This is a genomic window from Frateuria sp. GZRR33, from assembly GCF_051900425.1.
In the GTDB taxonomy this organism is placed as follows: Bacteria; Pseudomonadota; Gammaproteobacteria; order Xanthomonadales; family Rhodanobacteraceae; genus Frateuria_A.
Map to the genome: position 1 here is coordinate 37,761 of NZ_JBHZGK010000011.1, position 18,560 is coordinate 56,320.

Below are 18,560 nucleotides of genomic sequence, written 5' to 3' on the forward strand. Positions count from 1 at the left end.
CGGGCGTCACCTAGATATCTCAGTCTTCGTCTGGCCAGCGTGGAGCCGGCGGACGCGTATCACGGCGCGGCGGCGTGTCGCCTTCGCGCACTGCACGCCAGATCGCCAGCGCATCGACGGTTTGCGCGACGTCGTGTACACGCACCATGCGCGCGCCACGCTGTACGGCGATCAACGCCGCGGCAGCGGAACCGGCCGCGCGGGCTTGGCCGGAGGGACGGCCGGTGAGCGTGCCGATCATCGACTTGCGCGACAGGCCCACGTAGACACCCGCGCCCAGGTCGGCAAAACGCTCCAGCGCACGCAGCAGCGCCAGGTTGTGCTCGAGTGTCTTGCCGAAACCGAAACCTGGATCGACCAGCACGCGCCGCTTGTCGATGCCGGCCAGTTCGCAGGCGAACAGGCGGTCGGTGAGAAAGCGGTGGACTTCGCCGACCACGTCGTCGTACTGCGGATCGTCCTGCATGCTGCGCGGCTCGCCCTGCATGTGCATCAGGCAGACCGGCACGCGCAGCTGGGCGGCCGCATCGAGCGCACCCTCGCGGCGCAACGCATAGACGTCGTTGATCATGCCCGCGCCGGCGGCGACCGCCGCGCGCATCACTTCGGGCTTGGAGGTGTCGATGGCGATCGGCAGCGTGGTGCGTGCGACCAGTTGTTCGATCACCGGGATCACACGGCGCAATTCCTCCTCGACCGGGACGTCGTCGGCCCCCGGCCGCGTGGACTCGCCGCCGACGTCCAGCATGTCCGCGCCCTGCTCCGCCATCGCCAGGCCATGCGCCAGGGCTGCGTCGGTATCGGCGAAGGCGCCGCCATCGGAGAACGAATCAGGCGTGACGTTGAGGATGCCGACCACGCGCGGGCGATCCAGCACCAGGTCGCGGCCGGCGCAGTCGAGCACGGTGGCAAAGGGGTTGTCGAACATCGATCGCTCAGGCCTGCCCGCCCAGGGCGCCCATGTGCTGGCGGTAATAGCGCAGCTCGTCGATCGAATCGCGGATGTCCGACAGCGCCGTGTGCGCCGACTCCTTGCTCAGGCCGCGCGCGATCTGCGGCGACCAGCGACGCGAAAGCTCCTTGAGTGTCGAGACGTCGAGGTTGCGGTAGTGAAAGTGCCGCTCCAGGCGCGGCATCTGCCGGTGCAGGAAGCGCCGGTCCTGGCAGATCGAATTGCCGCACATCGGCGACTTGCCGGCCGGCGTCCACGTCTTGAGGAATTCCAGCGTGGCCTGCTCGGCCTGGGCGTGGTCGGTGGTCGAATCGAGCACCTGCTGCCACAGGCCCGACTTGCTGTGCTGGTTGCGGTTCCAGCTGTCCATCGACTCCAGCCGGTCGACCTCGTGGCGGATCGCGAAGACCGGCCCCTCGGCCAGCACGTTCAATTCCTTGTCCGTCACGATGGTGGCGATTTCCAGGATGGAATCGTTGTCCGTATCCAGGCCGGTCATCTCCAGATCGATCCAGATCAGGTTGTCGTCGTTCGCTTGGTTCATGCGTCCTCCTTGGAGCGCGCAGTCTAGCGCAGGCGCCCGCCCACGGCCCCGTGCCATGCGATGATCGAAGCCATGCAGACCTTCCTCTGGCATGACTACGAAACCTTCGGCGCCGACAGCCGGCGCGACCGGCCGGCGCAGTTCGCGGGCATCCGCACCACGGCGGAGCTGGAGATCGTCGGCGAGCCGGTGATGTTCTTCGCCCGCCCGCCGCGCGACATGGCGCCGGATCCGGACGCCTGCCTGATCACCGGCATCACGCCGCAGCAGGCCGAGCGCGAGGGCGTGTCCGAGGCCGAATTCGCCGCCCGCGTGCACGAACAGCTCGGCGCACCTGGCACCTGCGGCGTGGGCTACAACTCGCTGCGCTTCGACGACGAGTTCACACGGCAGTTGCTGTACCGGAACTTTTTCGATCCGTACGGGCGCGAATGGGAAAACGGCAACTCGCGCTGGGACCTGATCGACCTGGTGCGCATGTGCCAGGCGCTGCGCCCGGAAGGGATCGTCTGGCCCACCCGCGAGGACGGCACGCCCAGTTTCAAGCTCGAACACCTGGCCACGGCCAACCACCTCAGGCAGGAGCGCGCGCACGACGCGCTGTCGGACGTCTACGCGCTGATCGACCTGGCGCGGCTGATCCGCGTGCGCCAGCCGCGCCTGTGGGAGTGGCATTTCGACCTCCGGCGCAAGCAGAAGGTGTTCGGCCTGCTCGACGTGGCGGGCATGACGCCGCTGGTGCACGTGTCCTCGCGCTACCCGTCCAGCCGGCACTGCCTGGCCGTGATCGCGCCGCTGGCGCCGCATCCCTCCCGCGCGGGCGAGGTGATTGTCTACGACCTGGACACCGACCCGGCGACCTGGATCGACCTGGACGAGGACGACATCGCCGACCGCATCTTCACAGCGCGGGCGGACCTGCCCGAGGGCATCGAGCGCATCCCGCTGCGCACCGTGCGCGCGAACCGTGCTCCGGCGCTGGCTCCGTTGTCGGTGCTGCGTGATCTGGACCATGGTCGACTCAAGCTCGACCTGCCGCGCTGCCTGCGCCACCACGCTCTGCTGCGCACGGCCGACGGCCTTGTCGACAAGTTGCGCCGGGTATTCGCCCGCTCTGCCGAAATGGCCGCGCCGGAAGATCCGGAACTCGCGCTTTACGGCGGCTTCCTGCCCGATGCCGACAAGCGCCTGCTGGCCGAGGTCCGCGCCACGCCGCCGGAGCAGTTGGGCCGGCGCGGCTTCCCGTTCCGCGACCCGCGCTACCCGGAGCTTCTGTTCCGCTATCGCGCACGCAACTGGCCCGACAGCCTGGATGCGGACGAGCAGGCGCGCTGGGAGGCCTTCAGGCTGAGGCGTCTCACACGCCCCACCCCGCTCACCGCACGCACGCTGGATGATTACCTTGCGCGCATCGCCGTGCTGCGCCAGGAGCGGCCGGACCAGACTGCCCTGCTCGACCAGCTCGAAGCCTGGCGTCGTGAACTCGCTCCGATCCCGGCGATGGCCGTCGACCTCTTGTAGGCGTGCCTCGGGCGCGACCCGCGGGACCTCCGCCTCGCGCCACCGGTGGGGTCGCGCCCGCCGGCGCTCCTCCAGGCGGGCACGGATGACCGATAATCGGCAGATGCCCTATTTCACCCCCGCCACCTTCCGCTTCCTGCGTGCCCTGGGCCGCAACAACAGCCGCGAATGGTTCGCCGCGCACAAGCCCGACTACGAGCGCCACGTGCGTGAGCCGTTCCTGGCGCTGATCGCCGACATGGCCGCCCCGCTGGCGAAGATCAGCCCGCACTACCGCGCAGACGCACGCAGGAACGGTGGCTCGCTGTTCCGCATCCATCGCGATACGCGCTTTTCCAACAACAAGCTGCCGTACAAGACCTGGCAAGGCTCGCGCTTCTTCCATGCGCGCCGCCACGAGATCCCGGCGCCCTCGTTCTACCTGCACATCGAGCCGGGCGACTGCTTCACCGGCGGCGGCATGTGGCACCCGGAGTCCGACACGCTCAAGAACATCCGCGGCTTCCTGGCCGAAAATCCGGAGGCGTGGAAGCGTGCGACCCGCGGCAAGGCCTTCGAAGGCCTGAGCTTCTGGGGCGAAAGCCTGAGCCGCCCGCCGCGCGGTTTCGATCCCGGCCACGAACTTGTCGACGACCTCAAGCGCAAGGACTATGCCGCGGGCGAGAACTTCGACGACGCGTTCGCCTGCTCGTCCGAACTGCTGCCGTGGGCGGTCGAAAGCTTCAAGCGTGTCGCGCCGATGGTCGACTACCTGTGCGCGGCGCAGGAGCTCGAGTTCTAGTCGCGGCTTCCTGTAGGAGCGCACCTGTGCGCGACCGGGGTGTCCGCGGTCGCGCACAGGTGCGCTCCTACAGGGTCGATCGCTGCCGACGCAGCAACACCATCGCCACCGCCATCCCGAGCACGGCGGTGGCAGCGACGTAGTGAGCCGGCGCCAATACGCCGAAGCGCTTCACCAAGAGCCCGATCAGCGGCGGCGTGAGCCCGCCGAACAGCGCGTAGGCGACGTTGTACGAGGCCGAAAGCCCGGAAAACCGCACCGCGGGCGGGAACGCCAGCACCATCAGCACGGGCACCACGCCGACCACGCCCACGGCAAATCCAGCCAGTGCATACAGCGCAACGAAATGCGTACCGCCCGCCGCCAGGTCCAGGTACAACGCGTATCCGGCCACCAGCAACCCGGCCGCGCCGAACAGCAGTGCCCGCGCCGGCCCGATCCGGTCGGACAGGCCGCCGTAGAAAAGGCACCCCACTGCTAGCGCGAACGACGCCACGTTGTTGCCGAGGAACGCGCGGGCCGCGGCGACGCCAAACGCCGACTGCACCAGCGAAGGCGTCATCAGGATCAACACCACGATCGCCGCAGTGAGCATCCAGGTCACCAGCATCGACAGCACCACTGCCGGTCGATGCCGGGCCGCTACCTGCGCCAGCGGCAACCCTGCGACGAGTTCCCGCCGTGCATGCATCGCCTCGAATACCGGCGTCTCGCTCAGCCAGCGGCGCAGCCAGACGGCCAGGAAGCCGAACACCCCGCCGATCAGGAACGGCAAGCGCCAGCCGTAGTCGAGCAGCGCCTGCGGCGATAACGACCGGTTGAGGCCTGCGGCGACCAGTGAGCCGATCAGGATGCCCACGGTAAGGCCGGATGTCAGGCTGGCGCAGGCGAAGCCGATCCGCCGCGGCGGCACGTGCTCGGCGACGAATACCCATGCCCCCGGTACCTCGCCACCCACGGCGATGCCCTGGACCACCCGCAACAGCAACAGCAGCAGCGGCGCCAGCATGCCGATCTGCGCATACACCGGCAGCAGGCCGATGCCCAGTGTGGGCAACGCCATCAGGAACACGCTCAGCGTGAACATCCGCTTGCGCCCGAGCTTGTCGCCGTAGTGCGCCATCACGATGCCGCCCAGCGGCCGCGCCAGGTAACCGGCGGCGAAAATGCCGTAGACCTTCACCTGGGCCAGCCAGGCCAAGCTGTCGGCCGGGAAGAAAAGCTTGCTGAGCGGGATCGCGAAAAACACGAACACCACGAAGTCGTAGAACTCCAGCGCCCCGCCGAGCGCCGCCAGTGCCAGCGTTCGCAGATCCGAACGTCCGAGGCGACGATCGGTGTTGCCGACGAGGGTCGCGCTCATCGGGTGTCAGGCGCGGCGGTTCTTGAACATCATGCCGACCCCGAGCGCCACCAGCGCCAGCGGCCACCAGGTGGCGAACAGCTCACCCAGGTGCAGGTCGAAGCCCAGGTTGCGCAACAGGAAAAGCAGGCCGATGACGATGAGCAGGATGCCGGGCACGCTGGGGCGCATCGGTTTTCTCGCAGGAAAGGAAGCGGCCACTGTGCGCATGCCGCCGGCGCCCGTCAACGTGCTGTTCAAGCCTGGGCGAACGGAAAGGCCAGCACGTCGGCAATCGTATCGGTACCGGCCAGGCACATCAGCAGCCGTTCGACGCCCAGCGCCACACCGGCGCAGTCGGGCATCGCGTCGAGTACCGCCAGAAGGTTCGCGTCCATCGGCACCTCGCGCAGTCCGCGGGCGCGGCGCACGACGTTGTCGCGTTCGAAGCGGGCACGCTGTTCGGCCGCGTCATTGAGTTCGTGATAGCCGTTGGCCAGCTCATGGGGACCGAGGTAGAGCTCGAAGCGCTCGGCCACCGGCGGATCGTCGTGGCGGATCCGGGCCAGCGCGCACTGGCTCGCCGGGTAGTCGTGGATGACCGTGATGCGATCGCGCGGAAAATCCGGCTGCAGGCGGTGCGTGATGAGCAGGTCCAGCCAGTCGTCGCGCGTCAGTCCTTCCGGGTCGACGGAGGATTCGCCCAGCGCCTGCCGAAGTGCGTCGAGCGCTGCAGTGAGCGGGTCCAGACCCAGCTTGTCCAGGAACAGCTCCCGATAGCTGCACACCCGCACTTCGGCGCGGCGCCCGACGAGGGCGAGCGCCGCCTGTACCAGGTCCTCCACCTCCCTTGCCAGGCGCCCGTGGTCCCAGCCGACCCGGTACCACTCCAGCATGGTGAACTCGGGATTGTGCCGCCCACCCGCCTCGCCGTTGCGGAAAACCCGGCCCAGCTCGTAGCAATCGCCCACGCCGGCAGCGAGCAGACGCTTCAAGGGGTACTCGGGGGACGTGCGCAACCAACGCTCGGGCGTGCCGGCATCGACGTGGCCACGAAAGGTCGTGGTGAAGCTCTGGATGTTCGGTTCGGTATTGCCGGCCGCCGACAGGATGGGCGTCTCCACCTCCAGTACGCCGCGTTCGAAGAAGAAGGTTCTCAGCAGCCGGTAAAGTTCGGCACGCAGGCGCAAGGCCGCTTGTGGCGGGCAGGTATTCATCGGGGCCAGCCGCCTCGATGCAGCACCACGCGACCGCCTTCCGCGTCAGCGAACGTACGCCCGTTCCTCTCCCAGAACGGATTGGCGTTCTGCACGACGGTAAAGCCTGCCGCGAGCATCGCTCGGCAGCGGGCGGCCCAGCCTTCCTCGTCCTCCAGATAGAAGACCAGCAGTTGCTCCTCGGGCGGCGACGGTGCAGGCGGTGCCCCGTGATCGTGGATGAACTCCAGGTGGTAGGCCCCCTTCGGATGTCCGAGGATCACGCCGTCGAAACCGTCGTGGCCACGAAAGGTCGAAAGCACTTCGAGGCCGAGGCCGCCGACGTACTGCGCGCCGATGGCGTCGATGTCCCGGCACGCCCGAGCAACGCGCATCACCGGGCCCTTCATGGCGTGTCGTGCCCGGCCAGCATCGCCAGCAGTTGCGCCTCGTCCCATACCGGCACGCCGAGCTCCTGCGCCTTGTCGAGCTTGGAACCGGCCGCCTCGCCGGCCACCACGAACGAGGTTTTCTTCGAGACGGAACCGGCCACCTTGGCGCCCAGCGCCTCCAGCCGCTGCTTGGCCTCGTCACGGCTCAGGGTCGGGAGCGTACCGGTGAGCACGACGGTCTGGCCTTCCAGCGGTGCGGCGGTACCCCGGGACTGTGGCACGGCGGCCAGCAGCCGCTGGATGGCGGCCTCGGCTTCGCGCAGCAGCGCCAGGTGGGTTTGGTCAGCCAGGAAAGCCGCCAGGTTCGTGGCGGCAGCCTGCGGCAGGCCGTGGGTGATCCATTGCGCTTCCCCGGCCGCGAGCAGGCGCTCGAGGGTTGGGAAGTGCTCGACCAGCAGTTGCGTGCTCTTCGGTCCAAGCTTGGACACCTTCGCGTGATCGAGCAGCGCGGCCAGTCCCAGCCTTTCGCGCAGGCGCGGCGAGGGGGCCGCCTCGTCACTGAAGGTGATGCCGGCGGCCAGCAGCGCGTCGACCACCCGCTGGTTGCCTTCCTGCGCGAAAAACCCGGCAATCGAAGCGGCCACTTCCTCGCCGATGTCCGGCAGCACGCGCAGCACGGCGGCCGGCATGCTGCGGACCCTCTCCAGGCTGCCCAGCCAGGTCGCCAGCGTGCGCGCCGTGCTTTCGCCGATGTGCATGATGCCCAGCGCGAACAGGAACCGTGGCAGCGTGGTGCGCCGGCTGGCGTCGATGCCCTCGACCAGGTTCTCGGCCCACTTGGTGGCGATCTTGCCGGCCTTGACCGTCTCCGGCGTGGTGCCCTCGCGCTCGTCGATCGCCTGCTTCATGGCGACGAAGCGCTCGACCGTGAGCTGGTACAGGTCGGCCGGCGTGCGCACCATGTCCAGTTCGACCAGTGCATCGACGAAGCGGGTTCCCAGGCCTTCGATGTCCATCGCGCGGCGCGAGGCAAAGTGGATCAGGGCCTCCTTGCGCTGCGCCGGGCAGACCAGCCCGCCACTGCAACGCCAGGCGGCCTCCCCTTCCTCGCGCATCAACGCCGAGCCGCATACCGGGCAGTGCGCCGGCATCGTCCAGGGGTGGGTGCCGGCCGGGCGGCGTTCGGTCTGCACGCGCACGACCTCGGGGATCACGTCGCCGGCGCGGCGCACGATCACCGTGTCGCCCACGCGTACGTCCAGCCGCGCGATCTGGTCGGCGTTGTGCAGGGTCGCGTTGGTGACGGTGACGCCCGCCACCTGCACGGGCCTGAGGCGCGCGACCGGCGTCGCCGCGCCGGTTCGGCCGATCTGGATCTCGATCGCCTCGACCTCGGTGCTCTGCTCCTGCGCCGGGAACTTGTGCGCAATGGCCCAGCGCGGCGCGCGCGAGACGAACCCCATCTCGCGCTGGCCCGCGTAATCGTCGAGCTTGTAGACCACGCCGTCGATGTCGTACGGCAGTTCGGCGCGCTTTGCGCCGATGCGCTGGTAGTAGGCGATGAGCCCATCGAACCCGCGCGCCACGTCCGCCTCCGGCGAGACCGGGAAGCCCCATTCGCGCAGTCGCGCCAGCGTCTGCGAATGGGTGGCCGGCAGCTCGCCGCCTTCGACCACGCCGACCGCGTAGGCGAAGAAGCTCAACCGGCGTTTCGCGGTGATCGCCGCGTCCAGCTGGCGCAGCGAACCCGCCGCGCCGTTGCGCGGGTTGGCCAGCGGTCTTTCGCCGTGCGTGCGGGCGTACGCGTTGAAGGCCTCGAAATCCTTGTGCAGCATGATTACTTCGCCGCGCACCTCCAGCACCCGCGGCCAGCCGGTGCCGCGCAACCTCAGCGGGATCGCCCGCACGGTGCGCAGGTTCGCCGTGACGTCCTCGCCGGTTTCGCCGTCGCCACGCGTGGCACCCTGGACGAACACGCCCTGCTCGTAGCGCAGGCTGATCGCCAGACCATCCAGCTTCGGTTCGACCGAGAACACCGGTTCGCGCCGATCCAGCGCCTGCTCGACGCGCCGTTCGAACTCGACAATTTCGCGGAAACGCTCGCGCTCGCTGTCGCCTTCCTGCTCGAAGGCGTTGCCGAGCGACAACATCGGCAAGGCGTGGCGCACCTCGGCGAAGCCGCCACGCGCGCGGGCGCCCACACGGCGGGTGGGCGAATCGGCCGTGACCAGCTCCGGATGGGCGGCCTCCAGCGCCTCCAGTTCGCGCATCAGGCGGTCGTACTCGGCGTCGGTGATGTCGGCGTCGTCGAGGACGTGGTAGCGGTAGTTCGCCTGCTCGATCCGCTCGCGCAGTTCGGCGGCCCGGGCCTGCCAGTCGGAAGTGTTCGGATGCATGGCGGGAGTGTAGCGACAGGCCCATCGACGCGGCACGTCGCCGCTAAGGAAGCCGAAAGGACACCGCGCTAGCGTGCCGGTGCCGACGGCCCAGAACCGCCGCGGGAGAAAAGCTCATGCGCCCGTTCCGATGGTTTGCCTGCCTGCTTTTCCTGGTCTGCGGCACCGCCGTCGCCAACGGCGGGCCGCTCGGTATCGACCACCGGCTGCACTACGACAACGCCGGCATCTGGAAGCGCAGCAACCAGAAGGTCCTGCTGTACGGCAGCATCGTCACGGTCGGCGCCGGCGCCATCGCCTTCGGCGACGACAACAAGCTGGGCGACACCTTCTGGCGGTCGGTCGATGCCATGGTCATCACCGGCGTGGGCACCCAGGCGCTGAAGTACACCTTCCGCCGCGAGCGCCCCTCGCAGACGGACGACCCGAACCGCTTCTTCACGCACGGCCAGAGCTTTCCCAGCGGCGAGGTCGCCGCGCTTTCCGCCGCCGTCACGCCCTTCATCGCCAATTACGGCGACGAGCACCCGGCCGTCTATGCGCTGGCCCTGCTGCCCGCCTATGACGCCGTGGCGCGCATGAAAGTCCATGCCCACTGGCAGAGCGACGTGCTGGTTGGCGCGCTGGTCGGTACCGGCGTCGGCCTGTGGGCCAGTCGGCGCGATTCGCCGCTGATCGTCGGCTGGCTACCGGGCGGGTTCAGCGTAGGCTACGTGCACCACTTCAAACCGTAGGCGGGACCTGCGCCGGCCCTCAGCGATGAAGGTGCCCGGAAGCCTCCGGCTGGTAGTCGATCTCCATGACGCGCAGGTGCCGTGGCCGGCCGCCGGGCATCGGCCAGTCGATCTCCTGGCCGCGCGCCAGTCCCAGCAGCGCGCTGCCCACGGGAGCGAGGACAGACACGGTGCCGGGCTTGCCGGCCGCGCCCGGATACACCAGCGACATCGTGATGCGCTCGCCGGTCCCTTCCTCGCTGAAGGTCACCGTGGAATTCATCGTGACCACGTCGGCCGGCATGTCGCCCGGTTCCCGTACTTCCGCCCGATCCAGTTCCGCACGCAGCGACGCGTGTTGCTGTGCTTCACCGGCCGGCAGCCGATCGAGCATGTTCTCGATGCGTTCGACATCCAGACGGGAAAGGACGATGGCGGGCCGGCTCATGGGGTTCTCCACGGAAAAAACCGGCGACGTGCCGGCAGGTCGGGACAGGCGAAAAGGTGCTGCGCAAAAAGCGCGGGCTTCTCCCCGGAATCTGGTGACGCCGGCGCAAAAACGCAAGCCCGCCACGGACCGGCGATGATGCATGCACCGAATGCACCCGGGCCCGTATCATGCGCCCCCATGCCGAACGACGCCGTCACGCCCGCCCCTCCCCTGCACGCGGGCGAGCCGGTCGAGGCGTCCTCGCGCGAGCGCTATCGCGGCCTGATCTGGCTGGTTTCGGCGGCGTTCTTCATGCAGGCGCTGGATTCGACCATCGTCAACACCGCAGTGCCCGCCATGGCCGAGGCACTCGGCGTCACGCCGCTGGGCATGCGCAGCGCGCTCACCAGCTACGTCCTGACGCTGGCGATCCTGATCCCGGCCAGTCCCTGGCTGTGTGACCGCTTCGGCACCCGCAAGGTGTTCGGCGCCGCGATCGCGGTGTTTGGCGTGGGGTCGCTGTTCTGCGGCGTTTCCCAGACGTTGCCCCAGCTGGTGGCCGCGCGCGTGATGCAGGGCGTCGGCGGCGCGGCACTGATGCCGGTCGGCCGCTACGTGCTGGTGCGCAGCATCGCCAGGCGGGAGTTCGTGGCGGTGATGAGTACGGTGGCTACCTTCGGCCTGCTCGGCTCGGTGCTGGGGCCGCTGCTGGGCGGTGCGCTGGTCGAGTTCACGTCGTGGCGGCTGATCTTCCTGATCAACGTGCCGGTCGGCATCTGCGGGCTGTGGATGAACAAGCAGGACATGCCCGAGTACCGCATGCAGCACGCCAACCGCTTCGACCTGCCGGGCTTCCTGCTGTTCGCCGCCGCTTCGGCGCTGTTGCTGACCGCCTCCGAGCTGGTCGGCGCCGAGCACGTGGCGTGGTCGCGCATCGGCGAGTGCACGGCGCTGGCGCTGCTGACCGGCGTCATCTATGTCTGGCACAGCCGGCGCACCGCGTTCCCGGTGGCCGACCTCTCGCTGCTGAAGGTGCGCAGCGTGTGGGTGGCGCTGGCCGGCAACCTGTTCACCCGGCTGGGCATCTCCGGCATGTTCCTGCTGCTGGTGCTGTTCCTGCAGGTCGGCTGCGGCTGGTCGGCACTGATGGCGGGCCTGATGATGGTGCCGCAGGCGCTCGGTTCGATCAGTGCCAAGTGGATCGTCAACCGCGCGCTGGCCAGGCTCGGATACCGTCGCCTGCTGCTGGGCAACACCCTGATCGTGGCGGTGCTGCTTGCCTCGTTCGCGTTGTTCGGCCGCACCACGCCGATCTGGGTGATCGCACCGATGGTGCTCCTGTACGGCGGTTTCGCCGGCATGCAATACACCGCGATGAACACGCTGATCTACCACGACCTGGACATCAGGCACGCCTCGATGGCCTCGTCGATGGCTTCCACGGCGCAGTACCTGTCGATGAGCTTCGGTATCGCGCTCGCCACGCTGCTGATGGAGTGGCTGCTGCAAGGCCACGCGCATTCGGATTACGTCGCCGCGTTCCGCTGGACGGTGCTGATCCTGGCGGTGGTCACCGCATCGGCCAGCCGTGTGTTCGGGCGGCTCAGCGCCGACCGTCCGGCGCGCAGGGAAGTGCCGGCCTGAGGACGGCGCGCGCCTGATAGGCTTGGCGGGCGTTTTCCAGGAAGCCCTCCATGCGGTCCATGTTGCTCCTCGCCACCCTGGCTGGCGGTCTCCCGGGTCCGGCCCTCGCTGCCGACGCGGGCGCGAACTTCCACCTGACCGGCCATCCTGCCGGCTGGCTCGCGCTGGCGCTGTTCGTGCTCGCCTATGTGGCGGTGGTGCTGGAGGAGCGCATCCGGATCGCCAAGTCCAAGCCGGTGATGCTCGCCGCCGCGCTGATCTGGGGCCTGATCGCCTGGCAGACGCGCGATGCCAGCGGCGGCTCGGGCGCCGCACGCAACGCGTTCCAGGCGATGTTCCTGGAGTACGCGGAGATCTTCTTTTTCCTCGTGGTGGCGATGACCTACGTCGCCGCCATGGGCGAGCGCAACGTGTTCGAAGCGTTGCGCGCGCAACTGACGCGCCGGCGACTGGGTTACCGCGCGCTGTTCTGGATCACCGGCACCATCGCCTTCTTCCTCTCGCCGGTGCTGGACAACCTCACTACCGCGCTGGTGATGTCGGCGGTGGTGCTGGCGGTCGGCGGTGGGCAGGTTCGCTTCGCCACGCTCTCGCTGATCAACCTGGTGGTCGCCGCCAACGCCGGTGGCGCGTGGAGCGCGTTCGGCGATATCACCACGCTGATGGTGTGGCAGGCACACAAGGCGGAGTTCTTCGACTTCTTCCGGCTGTTCCTTCCCGCGCTGGCCAACTGGCTGGTTCCGGCCGTCGCGATGCATTTCGCGCTGCCGAGGGGCTTGCCCGAGTCCGTGCCGGGGAACGTGCGCCTCAAGCCCGGCGGCATCGGCATCTGCCTGACCTTCGCGCTGACCATCGCGATCACCGTCCTGGGCAAGCAATGGCTTGGCATGCCCGCCGCCTACGGCATGCTCACCGGACTGGCCCTGCTCAACCTGCTGGCCTCGCGCATCGACCGCAGCCAGCGCCGCTATGCCCTGGCGCAAGGCATGGACGAGGAGCCCTACTCGATCTTCCGGATCATCGCCAACGCCGAATGGGACACGCTGCTGTTCTTCTACGGCGTATTCGGCTGCGTCGGCGGGCTGGCGGCGCTGGGCTACCTGGAGCTGGCGTCCCACACGCTCTACGGCACGTTCGGCGCGACCCTGGCCAACACCGCCATGGGTGTGCTTTCGGCGGTGATCGACAACATCCCGATCATGTACGCCGTGCTGCAGATGAACCCGCCGATGGACGAGGCACAGTGGCTGCTGATCACCCTCACCGCCGGCGTGGGCGGCAGCCTGCTCTCGGTTGGCTCGGCCGCGGGCGTGGCGCTCATGGGAGCATCCGGTGGCCGCTACACGTTCATGAGCCATCTGCGCTGGAGTTGGGCCATCGCACTCGGCTATGCAGCGAGCATCGCCCTGCACCTGGCCCTCAACGGCGCGTAGCAGGTTTGCAGGGGGCACACTTGTGCGCGCCCGTGTTGTTCCGGTCGCCACCTGCGCGCACATGATCCGCGTCACCAAGGAACACCATGCACCACGCCAGCGACATCCTGCTCACCCTTTTCCTGGTCTTCGTTGCCGCCCAGATCGGCGCCGAGATCGCCCAACGCCTGAAGCTGCCGGGCGTGGTAGGCGAGATCGCGGCCGGTTGCGTGATCGGCCCTTCCCTGCTCGGGTGGATCAGTCCCGATCAGGTCATGCCGGGCACGCCGCTGGACGTGCTGGCGGAGATCGGTGTCGTGCTCCTGTTGTTCTCCGTTGGACTGGAAACGCGGCTGGAGGACCTGAAGCGGGTCGGCAAGATCGCCTTCCTGGTGGGCGTGCTGGGCGTGCTGATTCCCTTCGGCATGGGCGGCGTATGGGCACACGGCAGTGGCTTTGACTGGGGCAAGTCGCTGTTCATCGCCGCTGCCTTCGTCGCAACGTCCGCGGGCATCACCGCGCGCGTGCTGCAGGAGCTGGGGGCGCTGCAACGGGTGGAGAGCAAGGTGATCCTGGGCGCCGCGGTGATCGACGACATCCTTGCCATGCTGTTGCTCGGCGTCGTGGTGTCGCTGCAGGGGGGCGGAGGCTTCGAACCGGTGAAGCTGCTGGCCGTCCTGGGCAGCGCGATCGGCTTCGTCGTTCTGGTCGGGCTGGGTGGCGCGCGGGTGATGCGATGGAATTCGGCTTGGCTGGAAAAACCGCACAGTGCCCACTCGCCCCTGGCCATCGTGCTCGCGATCTGCCTCGGGCTGGCGTGGTTGTCCACCCTGCTGGGCCTGGCCGCGATCATCGGCGCGTTCCTGGCCGGCATGATCGCCTCGGAAACGCGCCAGCAGCACACGCTCGAAAAGCAGACCCAGCCGCTGCTGGCCCTGCTGACGCCCTTCTTCTTCGTCGTCACCGGCAGCAAGATCGACCTGGCCCAGCTGGCCAGCCCCGATGCGGTGGGGACGCTGGCGATCGTCACCCTGATCGCGGTGGTCTCCAAGCTTGCCGGAGGCTGGCTCGGGTCGCTGTCGCTCGGGCGCAGCGCCGCGACCATCGTCGGTTTCGGGATGGTGCCCCGGGGCGAGGTCGGCGTGGTGGTGGCGAGCCTGGGCCTGGCAGCCGGCGTCTTCAGCGACCGCATCTACGCGATCATCGTGGCGATGTCGCTTCTAACCGCGATGGTCACGCCGCCGGTGCTGGCGTGGTTGCTCAAGCGCTATCCGGCCGATCCGAAGCTCAACCCGGGCGCAGGCGGATGACCGGATGATGCCGGGCAAGCACCCGCTGCATGCGCTCGATGCAGGCCTGCCGCAGCCGCACCGCCTTCTCCGCGTCGGAGTCGTCCAGGCGCTCGGCGCGCACGCGGTCGCGATGCTCGATCTCCAGCACCAGCAACCGATGGGCTTCGGCCAACCTTGCCTGGATCTTCTCGTCAAGGACCATGGTCATACACCGGGCGGCCCGCGGGACGCCCATGCTACGCGGCATTTGTGACAGGCGGTCGCTCCTGCGGCCGGACGGCTTGTCGGTGACCCCTGACACCTGGTCGGCATCCGCCGGGTCCGATCGGCGCGAAGTATGAGCGGCCGCCGAGCCGGCCGCCGTAGGGGAATTCTGATCCTGGCGTGAGCGCAGACAGCTGCCGGGTCACCCCGCGCCACCATCACGCCAGAGGGGCGGCGACCGAGCACGCGAGCCAGCCAAGTACCAGTGCGACCAGGACAAGCGTTGCCAGCAAGCCGGCAAGGTCGAACCATTCGTCGATGTGCATGTGCCGGGCCCGGTCCGAAAGCGCGGCAGCTTGCCTGCTGTTTCTTTCCCGGCGATGACAGGGGCGATTGCCAACGCCTGCCGGCGCGCGAGCGCAGCACCTCGCCGCGGCCGTCAGCCAGCCATGCGTGACCCCGGTTGCCGATCGCCGGCTTCCGCCTTGATCGCAGCACTTTCCTCTTCCCCGGGATAGACGCCTCGCAGCACTTCCTCGAAATGCGACCGTACCGCCTGGTTGCAGCCACAGGCGACGCGATCCAGCCCGCCTGCCGCGGTCACGCGCACGCCGCCGCGGCGGGTTTCCAGGATGCCACGGTCCTTGAGCTGCTTGATGACGCGACTGATGTAGCTGCGCCCGACGCCGAGCATGGAAGCCAGTTGCTCCTGGGTCAGCGGCACGTCATGGTCACCCGTGCGATCGAGGGCCGCGATCAGCCACTTGGCGGTCCGCTGCTCGATGGAGTGCGCCGCATTGCAGGCGACGGACTGGAACACCTGCGCCATCAGGCAGTCGGCATAACGTGCGAAAAGGTTGCGCAGGGTCGGCGACTGCATCTTGGCCTGTTCCAGTTCCAGCGCGCCCATCCGTAGCACCGGCCCGGGAAACTGCACCACGGCTCGCGAATACGACGGCAGCCGCCCCTGGCTGACGATGCCGCCGACCGCGCCTTCGCGACCCACGAGCGCCGTTTCGATGCCGCGCCCGTCTTCGAGCAGCACCACGAAGGAAATCAGGGTCGGGCCGCAGGGGAAATACACATGCCGCACCTGGTCCCCGGGCTCGTAGAGCACCTGGCCCGCCTCGACCCGCTGGGCTTCCAGATGAGGTTGAAGCAGGACCAGATCATCCTGGTGCAGCGCCCGCAACAGGTTGTTGGGCGGCGCGATCTCGCTCAACTCGCCCGATGATTGCGCGCGCTCGTGCTGGCTGGCCATGCAGACCCCTGACGCCGTGACAAAGCACACGGCGGAAACCGTTGCCCACGGATTTATGACGTTATTTCAAGATGATACACGTCACCACGGCGTGAGCGCACCGTCAGGGCACTGTCCACAATTGAACATACTTCGCGCGGAAACTCGCCTACAGTCGGGGGCACATTCCTCGCCACGCCCGTCGTAGAAAGCACCAGGCGAAGCGTACGCCCGCAACCCACACCGCAAGCGCCAAGCGGTCTCACAGGCCGAGCCCATGGGGTTTTCCCCCGACGTACATCATGCCAGCGGGTGCGAACCGGAGCCGTTTCATCTTCCGGCCGCGATACAGCCTCACGGCGCCTTGCTGTCGCTTGATGGCCGGGGCGTCGTCACTCAGCTCGCGGGAGACACGTGTCGGGCCATCGGCCTGGTACCCGAAGACTTGCTCGGCAAGCCCATCGATGCGCTGGTCGACAGCAAGGGGCGCGCGCTCGCACTGTTGATGGAAGAGCTCGACCCTCCGATGCCGGGCTACGTCGCCCAGTGGCATCCCCAGCCACCGGGAGCCGGCGCCTGGGAGATCACCGTCCATCCGAAATCCAAAGGCGCCATCATCGAATTCGAACCCGCCGCCATGCCACCGGCCGAGTCTGCCCAGAGCATCTCGGAACTGGCGCGCGCCATTGCCTCGCTCGAGCTGCCGAAAGAAGCCGACGCGCTGTTCGGCACCATGGCGGCGGAAGTACGCCGGCTCACCGGCTACGACCGCGTCCTCGTCTACCGGCTTCTCGACGACGAAGCCGGGGAAGTGGTGGGGGAAGCCCGCGCCGACGCCCTGCCCTCTCTTCTCAACCACCGCTTTCCGGGTTGCGGCGCCCCAGGGCAGGCGCGTGCGTTCTACCTGCGCAACCAGGTCAGGATCATCCCCGACGCGCACTACGTGCCTGCTCCCCTGCGAACCGCGGGCTCGGCAAACGCGGAGCCGCTCGACATGAGCGACTGTTCCCTGCGCAGCGTTTCGCCCATCCATCTGCAGTGGTTGCGGGCGATGGGCGTGGCCTCGTCGATGTCCATTCCGATCGAGGTGGACAACCAGCCCTGGGGACTGGTCGCCTGCCATCACAGCGCGCCCAGGCATATGGCCTACGAGGTGCGCGAGGCCTGTCGGCAACTGGGGCGGGAGTTCTCCCATCAGATCCAGGCCCGCGAAAAGGCCCGGCACCGTCGCCAGAGCAGCAGCCTGCGGGCCCTCCGGACCGCGTGGCTGGGCGATCTGCGCGTGGCGCTGGATGCCGATCGTCCGCTGGAGCTGGACCTGGCGCGGGTGGCAGGCATGGTCCCTTGCAACGGGGTCGCACTGGTGTCGCCCGGACGCGTCGAACTGCACGGACAAACCCCCGACCCGGCAGAAACGGCAGCACTCGCCGCCTGGCTGGCGCAGTCGCTGCACCGGAAAGTGTTCGCCACCCACCATCTTGCCGGCGAGCTGGCCGCGGCAGCGCCCTACGCAACGCAAGCAAGCGGCGTGCTGGCCACCGCGGTCGGCGAATCCGATCCCACGCTTCTGCTGTGGTTCCGGGCCGAGGAAATCACCCGCGTCACCTGGGCCGGCACCCCTCACGATGGATGCGACAGCGACGGCGAGAGCCGGCCAGCGGCGCTCTGCCCACGGTCCTCCTTCGACAGCTGGCAGCAGACCGTCCACCAGACGGCCCGCCGCTGGAGCCGTGCCGAAATCAACGCCGCGCGGCAGCTGGGGCGCTCGCTGGCGGCGCTGTTCCAGCAACAGGTCCTGCGTCGATTGAACGATCGGCTGCGGGACACGCTGGCTCAGCAGCAATCGCTGGTCGCGGAAAAGAACGTGCTCATGCAGGAAGTGCATCACCGGGTCCAGAACAGCCTGCAGATCGTCAATTCCATGCTGCAACTGCAGGCGCGTCAGACCAGCGATCGCGAAGTGCGTAATCAGTTCGAAGGGGCCGTCAACAGGCTGATGGCCGTGAGCGCCGTGCATCGGCACCTGTGGCGGTCCAGCGATGCGCAGAACGTCCGGCTGGGGCCGTACCTCAGGGAGCTGTGCGCCGACCTCATGTTTTCGTGGGGCGATGGCTGGTCCGGCCGGGTGGCGGTCGAGGCCACCGATACGGCTATCCCGAGCCAGACCGCCGTGACCCTTGCCTTGCTGGTCACCGAACTACTGACCAATGCGGCCAAATATGCCTACGCAGGCGCTCCCGGGCCGGTGGAAGTACGTGCCGATCGCACAGGCGACGGGGGACTGCGGGTCATGGTGCGAGACCATGGCCTGGGCATGCATGGCCCGGTCAAGGGCGGAGGACTCGGCTCCAAGCTCATCCGCATTTTCACCGCGCAACTCGGTGGTCACCTGGAAACGTCCACCGCTGAGAACGGCACGACCGTGACCATCACCGTTCCCACCGACAGTCGCATCGCCAGACCGCTTGCGGTAACGCCGCCCAAGACCCCCGCGTGAGGCA

Annotated in this window: 17 protein-coding genes; 7 read left to right on the forward strand and 10 right to left on the reverse strand. The window is 68.2% G+C overall.

Going from position 1 to position 18,560, the window contains the following annotated elements:
* Positions 1–19 precede the first annotated feature (19 nt).
* Positions 20–928: a dihydropteroate synthase gene (gene folP, locus ACFWZU_RS13570; protein ID WP_439702076.1), complete on the reverse strand. Its 909-nt coding sequence runs from the start codon at positions 926–928 to the stop codon at positions 20–22.
* Between the two features lie 7 nt (positions 929–935).
* On the reverse strand, positions 936–1,496 hold the full coding sequence (gene orn, locus ACFWZU_RS13575; protein ID WP_439702077.1) for an oligoribonuclease: 561 nt from the start codon (positions 1,494–1,496) through the stop codon (positions 936–938).
* A 72-nt stretch (positions 1,497–1,568) separates the two neighbouring features.
* On the opposite strand from orn, the gene sbcB reads away from it, so the two are divergent.
* Together sbcB and ACFWZU_RS13585 are read left to right on the forward strand one after the other, a co-directional pair.
* Complete coding sequence (gene sbcB, locus ACFWZU_RS13580) at positions 1,569–3,017, forward strand: exodeoxyribonuclease I (protein WP_439702078.1); 1,449 nt, start codon at positions 1,569–1,571, stop codon at positions 3,015–3,017.
* An 85-nt stretch (positions 3,018–3,102) separates the two neighbouring features.
* Complete coding sequence (locus ACFWZU_RS13585) at positions 3,103–3,798, forward strand: DUF2461 domain-containing protein (RefSeq protein WP_439702079.1); 696 nt, start codon at positions 3,103–3,105, stop codon at positions 3,796–3,798.
* Between the two features lie 67 nt (positions 3,799–3,865).
* Here the strand turns inward: ACFWZU_RS13585 and ACFWZU_RS13590 are convergent, their stop codons facing one another.
* The 5 genes from ACFWZU_RS13590 to ligA form a co-directional block, all read right to left on the reverse strand.
* A complete protein-coding gene (locus tag ACFWZU_RS13590) occupies positions 3,866–5,161 on the reverse strand; it encodes an MFS transporter (RefSeq protein WP_439702080.1) in 1,296 nt (431 codons plus the stop codon).
* Between the two features lie 6 nt (positions 5,162–5,167).
* Entirely contained in the window at positions 5,168–5,332 is a 165-nt protein-coding gene (locus tag ACFWZU_RS13595) for a LiaI-LiaF-like domain-containing protein (protein WP_439702081.1), read from the reverse strand.
* Positions 5,333–5,397: 65 nt separating this feature from the next.
* Positions 5,398–6,357, reverse strand: coding sequence for an EF-P lysine aminoacylase EpmA (gene epmA / locus ACFWZU_RS13600; RefSeq protein WP_439702082.1), 960 nt, complete (start codon positions 6,355–6,357; stop codon positions 5,398–5,400).
* Positions 6,354–6,746 carry a VOC family protein gene (locus tag ACFWZU_RS13605; protein WP_439702083.1) on the reverse strand — a complete coding sequence of 131 codons (393 nt, stop codon included), beginning with the start codon at positions 6,744–6,746 and terminating at the stop codon, positions 6,354–6,356. Before ACFWZU_RS13605 ends, epmA begins: the two co-directional genes overlap by 4 nt.
* Positions 6,743–9,124 (reverse strand): NAD-dependent DNA ligase LigA, encoded by a 2,382-nt coding sequence (gene ligA, locus ACFWZU_RS13610; RefSeq protein WP_439702084.1) that lies wholly within the window; start codon positions 9,122–9,124, stop codon positions 6,743–6,745. The genes ACFWZU_RS13605 and ligA overlap by 4 nt, the downstream gene beginning before the upstream one ends.
* 116 nt (positions 9,125–9,240) lie before the next feature.
* Between ligA and ACFWZU_RS13615 the strand changes: the two genes are divergently transcribed.
* On the forward strand, positions 9,241–9,858 hold the full coding sequence (locus tag ACFWZU_RS13615; protein ID WP_439702085.1) for a phosphatase PAP2 family protein: 618 nt from the start codon (positions 9,241–9,243) through the stop codon (positions 9,856–9,858).
* A gap of 19 nt (positions 9,859–9,877) precedes the next feature.
* Here the strand turns inward: ACFWZU_RS13615 and rnk are convergent, their stop codons facing one another.
* Positions 9,878–10,285: a nucleoside diphosphate kinase regulator gene (gene rnk, locus ACFWZU_RS13620; RefSeq protein ID WP_439702086.1), complete on the reverse strand. Its 408-nt coding sequence runs from the start codon at positions 10,283–10,285 to the stop codon at positions 9,878–9,880.
* Positions 10,286–10,465: 180 nt separating this feature from the next.
* On the opposite strand from rnk, the gene ACFWZU_RS13625 reads away from it, so the two are divergent.
* From ACFWZU_RS13625 to ACFWZU_RS13635, 3 genes are all read left to right on the forward strand, one after another.
* Positions 10,466–11,911 (forward strand): MFS transporter, encoded by a 1,446-nt coding sequence (locus tag ACFWZU_RS13625; protein WP_439702087.1) that lies wholly within the window; start codon positions 10,466–10,468, stop codon positions 11,909–11,911.
* 50 nt (positions 11,912–11,961) lie between these two features.
* Positions 11,962–13,344, forward strand: coding sequence for a sodium:proton antiporter NhaD (gene nhaD, locus ACFWZU_RS13630; RefSeq protein WP_439702088.1), 1,383 nt, complete (start codon positions 11,962–11,964; stop codon positions 13,342–13,344).
* Between the two features lie 86 nt (positions 13,345–13,430).
* Entirely contained in the window at positions 13,431–14,633 is a 1,203-nt protein-coding gene (locus ACFWZU_RS13635; protein ID WP_439702089.1) for a cation:proton antiporter, read from the forward strand.
* On the opposite strand, the gene ACFWZU_RS13640 is transcribed toward ACFWZU_RS13635, so the two are convergent.
* Positions 14,611–14,823: a hypothetical protein gene (locus tag ACFWZU_RS13640; RefSeq protein WP_439702090.1), complete on the reverse strand. Its 213-nt coding sequence runs from the start codon at positions 14,821–14,823 to the stop codon at positions 14,611–14,613. The genes ACFWZU_RS13635 and ACFWZU_RS13640 overlap by 23 nt on opposite strands.
* Positions 14,824–15,258: 435 nt before the next feature.
* Positions 15,259–16,080 carry a Crp/Fnr family transcriptional regulator gene (locus ACFWZU_RS13645; protein ID WP_439702091.1) on the reverse strand — a complete coding sequence of 274 codons (822 nt, stop codon included), beginning with the start codon at positions 16,078–16,080 and terminating at the stop codon, positions 15,259–15,261.
* A 256-nt stretch (positions 16,081–16,336) separates the two neighbouring features.
* Between ACFWZU_RS13645 and ACFWZU_RS13650 the strand changes: the two genes are divergently transcribed.
* Positions 16,337–18,556, forward strand: a complete 2,220-nt coding sequence (locus ACFWZU_RS13650) for a histidine kinase dimerization/phosphoacceptor domain -containing protein (protein WP_439702092.1) — start codon at positions 16,337–16,339, stop codon at positions 18,554–18,556.
* The last annotated feature ends 4 nt before the right edge of the window (positions 18,557–18,560 follow it).

Coding starts and splice junctions, on each gene's coding strand:
- ACFWZU_RS13640 (WP_439702090.1), bottom strand. CDS start 14,823: ATGACCATGGTCCTTGACGAGAAGATCCAGGCAAGGTTGGCCGAAGCC.
- ACFWZU_RS13605 (WP_439702083.1), bottom strand. CDS start 6,746: ATGAAGGGCCCGGTGATGCGCGTTGCTCGGGCGTGCCGGGACATCGAC.
- orn (WP_439702077.1), bottom strand. CDS start 1,496: ATGAACCAAGCGAACGACGACAACCTGATCTGGATCGATCTGGAGATG.
- ACFWZU_RS13585 (WP_439702079.1), top strand. CDS start 3,103: ATGACCGATAATCGGCAGATGCCCTATTTCACCCCCGCCACCTTCCGC.
- ACFWZU_RS13635 (WP_439702089.1), top strand. CDS start 13,431: ATGCACCACGCCAGCGACATCCTGCTCACCCTTTTCCTGGTCTTCGTT.
- ACFWZU_RS13650 (WP_439702092.1), top strand. CDS start 16,337: ATGGGGTTTTCCCCCGACGTACATCATGCCAGCGGGTGCGAACCGGAG.
- ACFWZU_RS13595 (WP_439702081.1), bottom strand. CDS start 5,332: ATGCGCCCCAGCGTGCCCGGCATCCTGCTCATCGTCATCGGCCTGCTT.
- epmA (WP_439702082.1), bottom strand. CDS start 6,357: ATGAATACCTGCCCGCCACAAGCGGCCTTGCGCCTGCGTGCCGAACTT.
- ACFWZU_RS13625 (WP_439702087.1), top strand. CDS start 10,466: ATGCCGAACGACGCCGTCACGCCCGCCCCTCCCCTGCACGCGGGCGAG.
- ACFWZU_RS13590 (WP_439702080.1), bottom strand. CDS start 5,161: ATGAGCGCGACCCTCGTCGGCAACACCGATCGTCGCCTCGGACGTTCG.
- ACFWZU_RS13645 (WP_439702091.1), bottom strand. CDS start 16,080: ATGGCCAGCCAGCACGAGCGCGCGCAATCATCGGGCGAGTTGAGCGAG.
- nhaD (WP_439702088.1), top strand. CDS start 11,962: ATGCGGTCCATGTTGCTCCTCGCCACCCTGGCTGGCGGTCTCCCGGGT.
- rnk (WP_439702086.1), bottom strand. CDS start 10,285: ATGAGCCGGCCCGCCATCGTCCTTTCCCGTCTGGATGTCGAACGCATC.
- ligA (WP_439702084.1), bottom strand. CDS start 9,124: ATGCATCCGAACACTTCCGACTGGCAGGCCCGGGCCGCCGAACTGCGC.
- sbcB (WP_439702078.1), top strand. CDS start 1,569: ATGCAGACCTTCCTCTGGCATGACTACGAAACCTTCGGCGCCGACAGC.
- ACFWZU_RS13615 (WP_439702085.1), top strand. CDS start 9,241: ATGCGCCCGTTCCGATGGTTTGCCTGCCTGCTTTTCCTGGTCTGCGGC.
- folP (WP_439702076.1), bottom strand. CDS start 928: ATGTTCGACAACCCCTTTGCCACCGTGCTCGACTGCGCCGGCCGCGAC.